Annotated in this window: 14 protein-coding genes and 1 pseudogene; 4 read left to right on the top strand and 11 right to left on the bottom strand. The window is 68.1% G+C overall.

Annotation, left to right across the window (positions count from 1 at the left end):
* The first annotated feature begins 353 nt into the window (after window positions 1-353).
* On the top strand, window positions 354-1274 hold the full coding sequence (locus ACIA5G_RS52835; RefSeq protein WP_395937988.1) for a helix-turn-helix domain-containing protein: 921 nt from the start codon (window positions 354-356) through the stop codon (window positions 1272-1274).
* 37 nt (window positions 1275-1311) lie between these two features.
* Here the strand turns inward: ACIA5G_RS52835 and ACIA5G_RS52830 are convergent, their stop codons facing one another.
* The 5 genes and pseudogenes from ACIA5G_RS52830 to ACIA5G_RS52810 form a co-directional block, all read right to left on the bottom strand.
* Complete coding sequence (locus ACIA5G_RS52830; RefSeq protein ID WP_395937986.1) at window positions 1312-1533, bottom strand: hypothetical protein; 222 nt, start codon at window positions 1531-1533, stop codon at window positions 1312-1314.
* 37 nt (window positions 1534-1570) lie between these two features.
* Window positions 1571-1822 carry a hypothetical protein gene (locus tag ACIA5G_RS52825; RefSeq protein ID WP_395937984.1) on the bottom strand — a complete coding sequence of 84 codons (252 nt, stop codon included), beginning with the start codon at window positions 1820-1822 and terminating at the stop codon, window positions 1571-1573.
* 134 nt (window positions 1823-1956) lie between these two features.
* Window positions 1957-2139 (bottom strand): annotated as a pseudogene (locus ACIA5G_RS52820) (AbfB domain-containing protein); the annotation flags it as partial.
* 169 nt (window positions 2140-2308) lie between these two features.
* Window positions 2309-3799 carry a family 43 glycosylhydrolase gene (locus tag ACIA5G_RS52815; protein WP_395937982.1) on the bottom strand — a complete coding sequence of 497 codons (1491 nt, stop codon included), beginning with the start codon at window positions 3797-3799 and terminating at the stop codon, window positions 2309-2311.
* A gap of 386 nt (window positions 3800-4185) precedes the next feature.
* Window positions 4186-5019, bottom strand: coding sequence for a glycoside hydrolase family 16 protein (locus tag ACIA5G_RS52810; RefSeq protein WP_395937980.1), 834 nt, complete (start codon window positions 5017-5019; stop codon window positions 4186-4188).
* Window positions 5020-5613: 594 nt separating this feature from the next.
* Between ACIA5G_RS52810 and ACIA5G_RS52805 the strand changes: the two genes are divergently transcribed.
* From ACIA5G_RS52805 to ACIA5G_RS52795, 3 genes are all read left to right on the top strand, one after another.
* A complete protein-coding gene (locus ACIA5G_RS52805; RefSeq protein ID WP_395937978.1) occupies window positions 5614-5925 on the top strand; it encodes a hypothetical protein in 312 nt (103 codons plus the stop codon).
* A gap of 63 nt (window positions 5926-5988) precedes the next feature.
* Entirely contained in the window at window positions 5989-6471 is a 483-nt protein-coding gene (locus ACIA5G_RS52800) for a glycoside hydrolase (protein ID WP_395937976.1), read from the top strand.
* Window positions 6449-6661 (top strand): hypothetical protein, encoded by a 213-nt coding sequence (locus ACIA5G_RS52795; protein WP_395937974.1) that lies wholly within the window; start codon window positions 6449-6451, stop codon window positions 6659-6661. Before ACIA5G_RS52800 ends, ACIA5G_RS52795 begins: the two co-directional genes overlap by 23 nt.
* 94 nt (window positions 6662-6755) lie before the next feature.
* Here the strand turns inward: ACIA5G_RS52795 and ACIA5G_RS52790 are convergent, their stop codons facing one another.
* The 6 genes from ACIA5G_RS52790 to ACIA5G_RS52765 all read right to left on the bottom strand — a co-directional run bounded on the left by ACIA5G_RS52790 (window position 6756) and on the right by ACIA5G_RS52765 (window position 14161).
* Window positions 6756-8081, bottom strand: coding sequence for a right-handed parallel beta-helix repeat-containing protein (locus ACIA5G_RS52790; protein ID WP_395937971.1), 1326 nt, complete (start codon window positions 8079-8081; stop codon window positions 6756-6758).
* 30 nt (window positions 8082-8111) lie between these two features.
* Window positions 8112-10349 (bottom strand): glycoside hydrolase family 2 TIM barrel-domain containing protein, encoded by a 2238-nt coding sequence (locus tag ACIA5G_RS52785; RefSeq protein ID WP_395937969.1) that lies wholly within the window; start codon window positions 10347-10349, stop codon window positions 8112-8114.
* Between the two features lie 124 nt (window positions 10350-10473).
* Window positions 10474-11490 (bottom strand): GDSL-type esterase/lipase family protein, encoded by a 1017-nt coding sequence (locus ACIA5G_RS52780; RefSeq protein ID WP_395937967.1) that lies wholly within the window; start codon window positions 11488-11490, stop codon window positions 10474-10476.
* 33 nt (window positions 11491-11523) lie between these two features.
* Window positions 11524-12576, bottom strand: a complete 1053-nt coding sequence (locus ACIA5G_RS52775; RefSeq protein WP_395937965.1) for a rhamnogalacturonan acetylesterase — start codon at window positions 12574-12576, stop codon at window positions 11524-11526.
* Window positions 12577-12676: 100 nt separating this feature from the next.
* Entirely contained in the window at window positions 12677-12940 is a 264-nt protein-coding gene (locus ACIA5G_RS52770) for a hypothetical protein (protein WP_395937963.1), read from the bottom strand.
* Between the two features lie 180 nt (window positions 12941-13120).
* A complete protein-coding gene (locus ACIA5G_RS52765) occupies window positions 13121-14161 on the bottom strand; it encodes a LacI family DNA-binding transcriptional regulator (RefSeq protein ID WP_395937961.1) in 1041 nt (346 codons plus the stop codon).
* Window positions 14162-14174 lie beyond the last annotated feature (13 nt).

Below are 14174 nucleotides of genomic sequence, written 5' to 3'. Positions count from 1 at the left end.
TCGGACAGAACAAGCTCCGCCTTCGGGCGGCCTGTGCGCGCCATCCCGCAACCCTACCAACAATTAAGACGCGAACTAACAACTCGGAACACTAGATGCGGCCGAATCCCCGCGACGTTCCGGTGATGAACCAAACACGAGACATCGAAATCTCCTGAAAGAATGCGGCCGGCGGGCCACGAAGGTGAGATCGGAGGGCCGCGCTCAGCAGCGCCGGTTGCCGGTCCGATCGGGACAACACCGAGCTTGCCGCGCATTCCCGGCGACAGCGATCCGCTGCTCCGGCTACCTTCCGGGTTCCTACCACCGGCAGTAGCAGGAACGATGCCGGCCGCTGGGTCATAATGGACGGCATGCCCAGTTCCAGTACCCCTGGCGACCGGCGTGCCGAGCTCAGCGAGTTCCTGCGCAGCCGCCGATCCCGGCTCAAGCCCGCCGATGTCGGCGTGGCCGACTACGGCACGCGAAGGCGGGTGCCCGGGTTGCGCCGGGAGGAGCTGGCCCAGGTGGCAGGCGTGTCGGTCTCGTACTACACCCACCTCGAGCAGGGCAACTCCGCGAACGTGTCGGTGGAGGTGCTGGAGGCCATCGCCCGCGCACTGCAGCTGACCGACACCGAGCGCGCCTACCTGACACAGCTGGTCAAGCCCACCAGACAGGCAGCGGGCAAGCCGGCACCACGGGCCCAGCGATTGCGCCCCGCCGTGCAGCAGCTCCTCGACTCGATGACGGACGTGCCCGCCTACGTCAACGGCCTCCGCATGGACATCCTCGGCTGGAACAAGCCAGCCGCCGCGCTGTTCGGCAACTGGACCGAACTACCGGCCCAGGAGCGCAACTGGGGACGGCTGATCTTCCTCTCCCCCGCCACCCGCGACCTGTTCCTCGACTGGGAGCGCAAAGCCCGCGCGGTCACCGGGATCCTCCGCGTGCACGCCGGCAGCCATCCCCACGATCCGCAGCTCGCCGCGCTGGTTGGTGAACTTTCGGTGCGCAGCGAAGACTTCCGCCGACTGTGGGCCGCCCACGAGGTGCGCCGCAAGAGCCACGGCCCGATGCGGCTGCGGCACCCACTGGTGGGTGACCTCCAGGTCTCGTACGAGACGTTCCCCCTGCCCGACGACCCCGACCAGATGATGGTCACCTACCACGCCGAGCCGGGTTCCGAGTCCGCCGCGGCGCTGCGCCTGCTCACCAGCTGGGGAACGGACGCCACGACACCGATCAGCACGAACCCCACCGTGGCAGGCCACGAGACCAGGCCACCAGGGTAAAATCCGCGACCCACTGTGGACCGTTGCGCAAAGCCCGCTACGGCGAGAGCGGTTTGCCCCCTTGGTCCGGATCGTCGAGCCCGGCGCTCACCCGCAGCGGGCCGAACCGGATCCGCACTGTGAACCCGTCCGGCCAGCGGACCTCCGCGCCTTCCGCAGTGGCAGAGCCGACCAGGTCGTCCGCCTCGGTGCCCAGCACGGCCAACGCGACGAAGACCGTCGTGCCGTGGACGTCACCGGTGAGTCGCGGGAGCGACACCCACTGGGCGAAGGCGGTGCCGTGCGGGGCGCGAACCTCATCCTGTCCCGTCCAGCCGGCCAGCGGCCGGAGCACGGACTCGCCGGGGCGCGGTCACCCAGCCCGTCTGTTCGGCGCTCGCGCCGGGCGGGGCACCGAGCACGCGGTGCGCCCGCAGTTCGTGCCGTCCGCGAGCCACGGTGACGCTCTCGACGCGCAGCCCGGGCACCGTCGCCGGGCCGCCCCCGAACACCGGACGGTGCCAGGACGCCGCCCAGCCCCACCCGCCGGCCTGGCCCGACTCCCGCATCTCGACCTTCGTCCATCGGCTGTTCGGTTGACCGTTTCGGCAGAGAATATCGATCAGCCGACGTGTCGATCGAGCAGCGGAGCGGGACTATCCAAGATCTCCCCGGAGCGCCACGCCGGTCCGGAAAGGTCTGATCAGGAGAGCCACGGCGAGCTGACGAGCCAGCTCACGTCGTCGGCGTAGGCGTTGCTGCTGTCAAAGGCGTTGGAACCACCGTTGGCGGCGATGTAGACGCTGTTGTCGTAGTGACGGACGAACCGATCGGAGAAGTTGTGCGACCGGAGCGAGACGCCCTGACCGTTGCTGCCGGCCTCCGGGCAGAACGATTGTTGATCCTTTCCCGTTGCGTCCTGGTGTCACTGCCGAGTGGCCGGCCGGGCATGACTCGCCGACACGCCGTCGCTCGAGCCAGGCGTGATCGTGGAGTCCTGTTGATCAATGGGCGCGAGGTCGGCGACGCGGCCGCCGCCCTCGCGCCCATTGAGGCTAACCGGTTTGCACCAGGCTGAAGTCGTCGACGTTCACCCAGTTGCCCGCGTTCGCGTCGGAGAACACACCCACCTGGATCGACCCATTCGTCACGGTGATGCCGGGGACGCTGACCTTTGTCCAGCTGCCGATCGCCTGGCTGATCGAGGAGTTCAGCTCACTACCACCGAAATTCTTGGCGAAGATCGTCGCCTTCTTCTGCCCACCACTGCTCTTCACCCAGGCAGACAGCGTGTAGGTCCCGTTCGGCAACGAGATATTCTGGTACCTGGTGGCGTTGTAAGCGGAGGAAGAAGTCTGCGCCATCGCCCAGCGTCCGGTGTGCCCGCCGAGCTTGTTGCTGTTGACGGTGCCGCCGGTGGTGGTCCACCCGGCGAGCGCGTTCTGCGCGACCCGGTCGGCTTCGGCGCCCGGGTTCAGGACGTAGTTGTTGCCGCTGCCTGCCGCCCAGGTTCCCGCGGCGGCGTCGACCGTCCACTGGCTCAACGAATGGAACACCGGTGTCGTCCCGGCGAAGGTGACCGGCACCCAGTCGTTGTAGCCGATGCCGTTACCGGCGAAGTCGCTCCAGCGGTCGCCGCCGAACATCACGAACGAGCCGGAAGAACCGGTCACCGTGAACGCCAGCCCGGTCTGGGTGACGTGCGAGAAGTCCGCGTCCGTCCCCTGCAGCACGAACTCCGCGGAGTACGGGCCCATGACGTTCTTGGCCGTGATGCAGTACGTGTGCGACGCGTTCCAGCCGTGCAGGTCGGACGAACAGAAGTAGTAGGTCCCGTTCTGCGTGAACATGATGTTGCCTTCACGCCCACCCGAGGAGCTGTTGAAGACGTTCTTGGCCGCTTCGACGTGCAGGAAGTCGGACGTGCGCAGCGGAGAGACGTACAGGTGCGACCGGCCACTCTTGTTGCTGAAGATCACATACGCCTTGCCGTCGTCATCGGTGAAGATCGACTGGTCGCCGGACATGCCGGTCGAGACGTTCGTGATGCTTGATTGCGTACCCGCATTGGTGAAGTGGCCGTTCGGCGTGCTGCTCGTGCCGAACACCAGCCCGCTGTTGAGCTGGGAAACCAGCACGTACTTACCCGTGCCGGGGTTGCGTGCGACTCCCACCCGGCCGACCCAGCCGGCGCCGCCCAGGTCCGAGGGCGTCATCGCGTTGCCTTCGAACTTCCAGTTCGCCAGATCGGTGGACGAATAGGTGGTGATCGCGGCGAAGGAGGTGTTTCCGTTCTTACCGCCTGCCGGGTTGTTGTAGTAGCTGACTGCTCCGCCGTACTTCACGCCGTACCAGTAGTACGTGTTGCCGACTTTCAGTACACCGCCGCCCTGGGAGTAGATCGGGTTCCCTGCGGTGTCCTTCCAGAACCCGTCGTTCTGGATCGTGGCACCCACGGCGGCCCGCGGTGCCGGAGTGGCCGCGCCGGCGCTGGTGGAGCCACCAGCCGATGTCAGCGCGACCACGATGGGGAGCAGAACCGACACGATCGTTCGTCGGGAAATTTTCCTCGGCATTTCCTATCCTCCGTTGGGACGGCCTATGGACGATGCATCCAACCTTCCGCGCTCCCGGAACCGCCGGTCGGCACCGAGATCCGGCGCCTGTCCGTCATATGCACCGACTCAGAGGACGGACTCCCAGGTGGTGGTCACCTTGCGGCCGCCGCGCGTCCAGTCGCACTGAGGCACCCCGACGGCGAACGGAGCGCCGGACAGGCCCCGCCGCCCCGGCCGCGCTCATCGCGAGGAACTGACGTCGTTGCAAAGTCATCGTTGACTCCTTTGCTTGCACGAGATGATGATGGTGCGGTCACCGCGGACCGTGGCGGTGAGCGGCGGGCGGTCACACCAAGGACTGCCACTCACATCTCTCAGCTCTTGCGGTAGGCGCGGAAGTAGTCCACCACGAACTCTTTCGGCCTCGGGTCCGAGGGATCCACGGATCCCGTCCATCCCGCGTTCTCGTAGATGCCGAGCAAGAACGCCGAGGCGTAGGCAGGAGAAGCATTTATTGTCTTCTTGAGCACGTTGTCGACATAGAGCTTGACCTGAGCAGGAGTCCACTCGAGGGCGTAGATGTGCATCCCGTTCGCCAGGTCGAATCCGACCGAGATCGAGTTGTTGACTTCCGAAACGTTCGGGTCCGACCATTTGTGCAGGCAGAAATTGAAGTTCCGCGGCGTGCGCCCCGGGTGTTCCATGATGTCTATTTCGGCGTTCTGGTTCGACGCGTCCTGCTTTCCCACCGTCCAGAACGCCGCATGGAGCCCGCTTCTCGCGGATGTCTTGCCGCGGATCTCGAAGTAGCCGTACTTGGGTGCGTACTTCCAGACCGTGGGGATCGAGTGGTCGAGGGGAGAGGTCTTGTGCAGACCGGTGCGCTGGCCCGTCTGTATGCTGGAAACCTTCATCGGGTCGCCGGCGTAGTAGGTCGGCTGGTCGTTGTCGATCCGCAGGACGAGTGCGTCGTTCCGGAATCCGTACCGCGCCCTGGATCGCCATTCCGGCGTTCGTGATTCAAGATAGTTCGTTATCCACAGGTTCGGGTCGAGACGGCCGTTGAACTCGTCGTGCCGGTCGAGGGTCCAACCCGGCCTGTCCAACGGATTCGGCGGCGCGTCGGCCGCCTGAGCGGGTTGCGCGAGGCTGACGCAGGCGAGCACCACGGCGGCCACAGTCGGCCAGATCGCCTTCGTTCCGACCACTGTTCGAGTTCCTGATCGTAACTTTCCCATACTTCGTCTCCGTCACGTCTCACACCTGGACTCACGGTTTCGGCGCAGGGGAATGAGTGCGCCCATCGTCCCATCGTGACCTTCACGGTGCCGGCGGGGCGTGGGACGGTCGGCCTGCTCCCGGACTTCCAGTCGGCCCGGCGGGCAGGTACCGGGCAGTTCACTGTGAACGTGCACAGTATCACCTGCCGGATCGGGTTGGGAATACAACAACTACTGCGAATATTCAAGGAAGATCCGCCAATCCAGGAATGTGAACGATCACACCTGCGATCGGTGGCACGGGTTTCCGTTGGACGGCGCAACGGTGTCAGGCCTGACACCGTTGCGGCCGGCCGATTCATCGTCGGATTCGGCGAAAGTGTTGACACCGACCCAGAACGGTTCTTAGCGTCGGGATGCCCTCGCCTGCACTGGCTTGACCATACGCCGGCCCGTGGTACCACTACCGGACGCGCACCTGCGCCCCTCGCGCACTGCGACGGATCCGGTTCACCGTGCTGCGCTTCCCCGAAGCTTCACTCCGCTCTCCGGCAAACTCAGCCTCTCAGGAAGAAGGACGATGTGATCGCCGAACCTGGATCCTGGTTAGGTCCCGCAGCGGCCGCCTCCGCCCTCGTGCTCGGCGCCGTCAGCATCGCAGGGACGCCCGGCGGGACAGCCGCGGCAGCCACGGATCTCGCCGCCGTGGCCGAGGTCTCTTCGACGCCGGCGCCGACGATCCAGAACATCGGAGCCTCCGGCGCGTGGTGGGTCAACGACCTGGCCCGCTTCGCCCCCGCCACCCAGCAGCGGGTCGCGGAACTTCTGTTCGGGCCCAGCGGAATCCAGCTGTCGGCCTACCAGTACAACATCGGTGGTGGCGGGTCGGTGTAGCCGCGGGTGACCGTGCGCCGCAGTCGCTCATGGTCTCACCGGGCCGCTACGACTGGAACCGGGATGCGGGCGGCACGGCTTTTCCTGCGCTACGCGGCCCAGTACGGCGTGCCGGAGATCGTCGGCTTCGTCAACAGCCCACCGGCGGCGTGGACGAGCAACGGCAAGAGCTGCGGCGGGAGCCTGAAGTCGGCTTCGACCCAGGCGTACGCCACCTACCTGGCCGACATCGTCACCCACTTCGCGTCGGAGGGAGTGGCGATCGATCACCTCAGCCCGATGAACGAACCCCGCGTCTCCTTCTCCGCCTGCAATCAGGAGGGCATGCTGGTCCCCGCCGGCCAGCGCGACGACATCGTGCGGGCGGTGGGGCACGTACTGGCGTCGCGGGCGCCGTCCACGCGCGTCATCGCCGACGAGTCCGACCACGTCGACAAGTTCCTCTCCGAAGTACCCCAATGGAGTTCGTCCGCCCCGGCTCCGTCCGCCACCCGTGACGGGCGCGCCGAGCGGGGTGCAGGTCATGGCCACGTCGCTCGGCGGTGACTGGACCCTCGTCGTCACCAACCTGAACAAGAGCGCGCAAGTCGTCGGCGTCCGCCTGCCCTCCGGCGGCATCTCGGCGAGCGGCGTGTACCGCACCTGCGCCGCCGAGAACCTGGCCGCGATCGGGCTGCCGGCGGTGTCGGCCGGAGTCGCTTCGCTGAACCTGCCGGCGCAAAGCGTCTCCACCTAGGTCTTCCGCGCTGACGGAACCTCATTGCCACAAGGCTGACAGACCTGAACGGGCGGCGGTCACCACCGAGGGGTGGTCACCGCCGTCCGTTCGTTCAAGACTCGAAGGCACCGAGATCCGGAGCCTTTCCGTTGTAGGGCAGACCGACGTTGGTGCCCTTGTCGATCAGCGAGCTGTTCGACGCGAGGCGGAGGTTGGGCAGCACGGGCAGGCTGCCGTCGGCTTGGCGCCACGCGTCCCAGCCGGCCGTCGACACGCTCTGGAACTGCGAGTCCGACAGCGTGACACCCAGGTTCCAGGAGTTGTACGAAGCGCGCGTGCCGGTCATGTTCGACAGCAGGGTTCCTGCGTAGGCGAGGTTGTTGCGCAGGTTGCCCAGGCCGACCGCCCCGCCGCTCGAGTTGATCCCGAGCATGTTGTAGTCCGGGTGGTTGGCGTAGCTGGTGTTGTTGAAGTAGTCGTTGGCCAGTGTGTGGTGGTTGGCGTAGAAACCCGACGCCCGGTTGTTGAACGCCACCGAGCCGCGGACGGTGTGCTTGGCACCGTTGGTGACGTACTTGCCGCCGTAGCCGCCCGCCTTGATGCCGTTCCCGTTGCCCGATGCCGTGGTCGTCTGCGGCAGGTACCCGTTGCGCCACGCCCACGAGTTCTCGATGGTCACTGACGAGAACGCGTTGATGAGGTCGAACCCGTCGTCGGAGTTCCACCACGCGCGGCACCCGCGGAACACGTTGCCCGGGTGGCCCGCGGAGATGTGCGCGCCGAACCCGTCGGCGCTTTCGCCCGCCCCGTTCGAGGTGCGCGGGTCGTAGTTGTCGTGGGAATCGGAGTTCAGCACGAGGTTGCCGCCGCCCTCCTGGATGAACAGGCCCGGTCCCATGTTGTTGTGCAGGTCGAGCTGTTCGAAGGTGTTGCTGCTGCCCGAGATCCAGATGCCCCACGACTCGTGGTTGAGGTTGTTGTTCTGGGGCACGCCCTTGACTTCCAGGCCCTTGAGGTGGATCCAGCTGCCGGTGACGTCGAAGCCTTTGATCCGGCAGTTGTCGCTCACGCGGGAGAAGTCGAAGACCGGCCGTTCCCCGGGGTAGGCCCAGTAGCGGATCGGGGTGCCCGAACCACCGCTCTTGTTCAGGGTGATCGCGTCCACCCGGTCCGTCCCGCTCGCGCAGCTCTTGTTCGCGCGGGAATACGCGTAGGTGCCGCCCCGCAGGTAGACCGTGTCGCCCGGCTGGACGACGGCCTGCGCGTGGGCGATCGACGCCCAGGGCGCGGCCTGCGTCCCGGCGGCGCTGTCGCTGCCCGCCGGGGCGACGTAGTAGGTCTTTCCGGCGGCACTGCTCATAGGCGCGGCACCACCGACGGCCGCGATCGCGGCCACCGCGACCACCAGCGTCCGGGTCATGGTCCTGGAACGTGTCATCCGCTCACTCCTTGCCATCAGACGCGGCCATCAGTCGCAACTGCCGGAGCAGGGCACGAACGGTGCCGTGGTGCCGGTCAAGGTGGTCGTGCCGAGACGCAGCCCGCCGGCACTCGCGGTCACCGTGACGGTGCCCGCGCCGGTCGCCCGGACCAGCGCGTACGCAGCTCCCTGGTACGCCTTCCGCACGCTGCCGCGGAAGGTCTCCTGCGCCGGGCTGCCGCTGTCGACCGCGACGAGCACCCCGGGTCCGCTGATGCTGAAGGTGATCGCGGCGGAGGAGCCGGTCACCACCCGCCCGGACGAGTCGGCCACGGTCGCCTTCACGTACGAGACGTCGTCGAGGTCCGTCGACACCGTGCTGTGGTCGGGCGTGAGCACCACCTGGCTCGCCGTGGTGCCGGTCGGCGGCGGTGACGTGGCCGGCGCACCCCACGCGCGCTGCCAGGAGTATCCGATCGGCCGGACCGTGCCGACCCCGTCCAGCAGGCCGAAGTCGCTCTCGCCGCGGGGCCACAGCCCGTCGGCCTCGCCCAGGTACGCCGCGCCGGTCCAGACGAACAGGCCGGTGACGCCGGGGGTGTTCTTCACCGTCGTCCACGCGGAGGTGTCGGTACCCATCTCGGTGAACAGCCCGGGCCGCGCCGGAGACATCTTCATCGCCCGGATGACCTCGTCCGGCCGGTAGTTGCCGCCGAAGACGTCCACTGTGGTCCGGGTGGCGCCGGTGACGTCGCCGCTGTCGGCGGGCCGGAACAGGGCCTGGGTGACCGGACGGCCGGGGTCCAGCGCGTGCGCGATCGAAACCATCCTGGTCAGCAGGGGCGTCCGGGTCGCGAGCGAGTCACGGATCTCGTTGCCCGTGCTCCACATCGCCACGCTCGGGTGGTTGCGGTCACGCAGGACGACGCTCGTGGCGTCGACCTGGTACCAGGGCACCGAGCCGGTCGCACCCGGCACCGCGGGCGTGCCGGTCGGCGACGACGCCGTCCGGTTGAAGTACGTCGCGTAGTCGCCGACGTCGGCGTACTTGTGCTGGGTCCAGACGTCGAAGAACTCGTCGAGGACCAGGAACCCCATCCGGTCGGTGAGCTCCAGGAAAACCGGGCTGGGCGGATCGTGCGCGGTGCGGATGGCGTTCACCCCGAGCGCCTTCAGCTGGGCGAGCCGCCGCTGCACGGCCCGCTGGGGGGCGGCCATCCCGAGCCCGTGGGCGTCCTGGTGCAGGGCGACGCCCTGGAACTTCACGCTCTTGCCGTTGAGGCTCATCCCCGTCGAGGCGGCGAACGTCAAGGTGCGGATGCCCACCGGCGTGATGTCGTCGTCGACCGCGGCGTCGCCGGCAAGGACGGTGGTGGCCAGCGAGTACAGGTTCGGGTTCGCCAGGTCCCACAGCTTCGGGTTGCTCACCGGCACGTCGTAGGCGAAGGTGGCCGACGCCCCGGCGGCGATGGTCTTGGCCGCCGTCGTCACGGCGGGCATCGCGGCCCCGCCCGGGTCGCTGAGCACGCCCTGGACGCTGACGCTCGCCGCCGCGCCGCCGTTGTTGACCACCGTGGTCTCCGCGTGCACGGTGGCCGCGGAACCGGTGGCGTTCGGCGTGGTGACGTGGGTGGCCCACTGGTCGACGTGCACCGGGTCCGTCGCGATGAGCCGGACGTCGCGGTAGATCCCGGCACCGGCATAGTAGCGCGACGCGGGCTGCGCGCTGGTATCGGTCTTGACGGCGACCACGTTGTCGGCGCCGCCGAACTTCGCCGCCGCCGTGATGTCGTAGCGGAAGCTGGTGTAGCCGTACGGGTGAGTGCCGATGAGCGTGCCGTTGACGTACACGCTCGCGTTGGCCATCACGCCGTCGAACTCCAGGTACACCTTGCGGGTGGCGGGCACGGTCAGCGAGAAGTGCTTGCGGTACCAGCCGATGCCCGAGGGCAGATAGCCGCCGCGGCCGGTGCTCGGCGCCGACTGCGAGAACGGGCTGGCCGGCGGGCTCTTGCCCTCGATGCTCCAGTCGTGCGGCACGCTGAGCTTGCGCCAGGCGGCGTCGTTGTAGGAGGCACCGTTGGCGCCGCTCGCGTCGCCGTAGTTGAACAGCCAGCCGGGATCGAAGTCCGTGACCGTCCGGTACCGGTTGGCCGCGCTCGTGCTCGCGGCGGCAGTGCCGGTGGTGCCGGGCAGCACGGAAACCGGCGCGATCACCAGCGCCAGTGCGGCGGCGGCGGCCAGTGCCTGCCACGCCGTGCCTCGTTTGGTGGACAACGCAATCACCTCGCTATCGCGAAACTGGGGTGCGGCGGCTGGTCGCAGGCGGTCTTCCGCCACGCACGGCCGGCTTCCGGCTGAGGACGAAGGTGCGCATGGGCAATTCCCATCTGCCGTGGATCTCCGAAGGTCAGCCGATGACCGCGACCAGCCGGGCCGCGATCTTTTGATGACCGGCGTCGTTGGGGTGCGTGCCGTCCGCGGTGTCGGTCGCCTTGTCGATCCAGCCTTCGGTGTTGATGAACCGCACCTTGCTGTCACCGGCGTTGTTCCGGGCGGTCACCGCGGCCTTCGTCTCGGTGACGTACCGCTTGTGGAAGGTCTCCATCGCGTGGATGGTCGCGTTCGGGTACTGCGCGCGGACCCGTTGCAGCAGCGTGACGTACGCGCTTTGGAACTGCGAACCGGAGACGCCGTGCGACAGGTCGTTGGTGCCGAGGTTGATCACCACGTCACTGGCCTGGTAGCGGGAGAAGTCCCAGTCCGGCTTGGCGGCGTCCAGGCCGGTCTTCAAGAACCGGTCGCGCATGCCGATGCACCCGTCGGACGTCGGGTACAGGCAGGCACCGCCGACCGCGATCTGGGTGTGCCCGGCTCCCAGTTTCTCCCCGGTCAGCCAGCCGTAGGCGGTCAGTGCCTGCTTGGAGGACCGCTGGCCCACCGTGATCGAGTCACCGATGAACTCGATGATCCGCGATGGCGCGCTCGGCACCACGGTCCGTGCCCCGGAGTCCAGGAGCACGCCCTGGAACACCGCGTCACCGTGGTACGAGCCGGCCACCGGCCGGTAGGACACCCGCAGGGTGTGCGTGCCGGACGGCAGCCGGGACGGAGTCAGGTTCACCGTCCCGCTCACGTTCGTGCGCGACACCCACGGACCGCCGTCGACGCTGGTGAACAGGTCGATACTGCCGCGTTGACGAAGTTTCACCGTGGTGCCCGTGAACCCGACCACCACGTACGCACCGGCCCACTCGGACACATACGCCCCCGGCGACCGGGTGTCCCACCGCCCGAAGTACCTGATGTTGGAGTCGGACGGCGAGCCGTCACCGGTGGCGGCCGCGGCCGGGTGCACCACCGTGGTGACCGCGGCCACGAGCGCCACCGCGAGCGTCACTGCCCGCGACTTCGTACCGATCGGCATGACTTATCTCGTTTCTGTCCGCAGTGGACTCACTCAGCGGAGAAAGGTGACGAGCGGCAGGTTCTGCTCGCGCACACCCTGAACGACCAGGTTCGCCATCTGCGTCGCCCCGTACGCCGAGAAGTGCGTGTTGTCGGTGACGCCGTCGCTCGCCTTGGTGAGATAGATCTTCTGCGACGCCGACGGGCCGAGAGACTCCACCAGCGTCCTGCTCTTCGCCGTCAGGTCGATCACCGGCACGTTCGCGCTCTTGCCCAGCGCCCGGATCACCGCGGGCAGATCAACGCCCACGCCGTTGACGTGCAACGCGGTCGAAGTCAGCTTGGTCCCGCTGAACAGCCGCCGCACCGGCGGCGTCACCAGCACCGGGACACCTCCACGCTCACGCACGCCGTTGACCATTTTGGTGAGGTTGTCGCGGAACGCCGTCGCCGTCGTCTGCTTGTCGTTGTGCCCGAACTGGATGAGCACCAGGTCCTTGCTCTTGATCAGCGGCTTCATCCGCGGGAACAGCGCACTGTTGGCCAGGAAGCTGCCCGAGCTTTCGCCGGAGTCCCCGTAGTTCGCGATCACCGCGCCGCCCCGCACGCTCGTGGGCAGGATCTGACCCCAACCCGTGTAGGGCGCGACGGGCTGATCGCACACGGTCGAGTCACCCGCCAAGTACGTCACCAACGGGGCCGCGGCCATCGTCACCGTCAGCGAGGTGATCGCGGGAGCACTGCCGGCGAAGGTGATGTCCAGGCCCGCCGTCCCGGTGCCGCCCTGGCCGGTCGGCTGTCCCTCCGGGGTGCGCACGTTGACCGTGACCGCGGTGGGGACGACCTGGCCCGCGTTCGTCGAGACGGCCGCCAGGACCTGCCGGCGTGCCTCGACCGACATCGACGTGTTCGCCGCCTTCGAGGAGCTGCCGAGCCCGACGGCGACGTCGTAGTTGCCCGGCGAGACGGCGAAGTGGCACTTGATCGGCGCGGTCCCCGAACACTGCGGGGGCAACGCCAGTGGCGCCGCCGCCACCGTCGGCACCGGAACCAGTGCGACCGCTGCCATCCCGGCCAGAACGATCGTGTAGTGCTTGCGGGACATGGGTTCTCCTGTTCGATGGACTCCAGCCTGGGAGCGCTCTCACCTCGGGTCGCACTCCGTCCCTGCGAAATCACTCCGGCCTACCCGACCAAGAAAGCGTTTACTTGCCCTCCGCGTTGCCGCGGTCTCGGTCGTAGCCGGCGGATCCCGTCAGGCGCTCCAGTCGAGCAGGTCCCCCGCGACGCCGTTCGCGTCGGAGTACTTCGCGCCGGAATCGAGCGCGCGTTGGGCGGTCGAGACGTCCGCGCCCAGCACGGAGCGCGTTCGCCGCCGAAGCGGCGGGCGCGGGGAGCACCGCGAACAGGGTGACGGCCGCCAGGAACGCGGCGGCCTTCGTGGTGCGGCCGGTGCGGTACACGGTCATTCGATCTCCCTTGATCGACGACGTGACAATCCGGGGACGGGGGCGGTGAACGTACGCAATCAGCTACACACGGTCGACGTAAATGCATGGAACCGCACCCGTGGGAAATTTTCAAGGCTGTTCGACAATTTCCTGTGAACGTGCACAGCCAGGCAAGATCAGAACCGCGGGCCCGCGGGTTCAGGCCGATTCGCGGACGACGAGCTCGGTCGGCAGGATCACCGTGGCCGGCCCTTCCCCGTCGATCTGGGCCAGCAGCTGGCGCACCATCGTCTCGCTGATCCGGTCCCACGGCTGCCGCATCGTGGTCAGCGGCGGGTGGGCCGCGGACGCGACCGGCGAGTCGTCGAACCCGCCGACGGCGACGTCGGCGGGCACGCGCCGGCCGGTCCGCTCGATGGCCGTCAGCGCGCCGTCGGCCATCAGGTCCGAGGCGACGAAGACCGCGTCCAGGTCCGGCGCCCGGGTAAGTAGCTGCTGCATGCCCGCCTCGCCGCTGGCCCAGCTGTAGTCCCCGACCTCGACCAGCTGCTCGTCGAGGGGGAGGCCGTGCTCGGCCAGCACCTCGCGGTAGCCGGCCAGCCGCTCCACCCCGCCGGGCGAGTCCTGCGGGCCGGCGATGGTCGCGATGCGCCGCCGGCCGGACTCGAGCAGGTGGCGCACCATGTCCTTGGCGCCCTCGCGGTCGTCGGCCGCCACGTAGGACACTTTGCCGCGCTGGCCGAGCGGCTTGCCGCAGCAGACGAACGGCAGCTCGGCCCGCCGCAGGTGCTCGACCATCGGGCTGCCGCGGTGCGAGGAGATCAGCAGCACGCCGTCGACGTGGTGACCCAAGAGGAAGGGCGTGATGCGACGGCGTTCGGCCTCGGTGCCCGCCGTGATCAGCACGAGCGGGATGTCGTGCACCGCCAGCGCCTCGGTGCAGCCGCGCAGCAGGGTGGTGAAGTTGGGGTCCGCGAAGAACCTGTCCTGCGTTTCCGACAGCAGGAACGCGACCGAGCCCGCGCGCTGGGTGACCAGGCTGCGCGCCGCCCGGTTCACCACGTACCCCAGCTTGCGGATGGCGGCGTTGACCGCCTCCTGCGACGCCGGGCTGACGTTGTGCCCGCCCTGCAGCACCCGGGAGACGGTGCCGCGCGAGACGCCGGCGTGCGCGGCCACGTCGTGGATGGTCGGCGGGCGCTTATGCCCTGGGCGCCGCCGCGGCGTCGTTTCGGTCATGGACCCCTCATCT

The sequence above is a fragment of the Amycolatopsis sp. NPDC051758 genome, assembly GCF_044453095.1.
Taxonomy (GTDB): Bacteria; Actinomycetota; Actinomycetes; order Mycobacteriales; family Pseudonocardiaceae; genus Amycolatopsis.
This window is presented reverse-complemented; position numbering and strand designations above follow the sequence as displayed.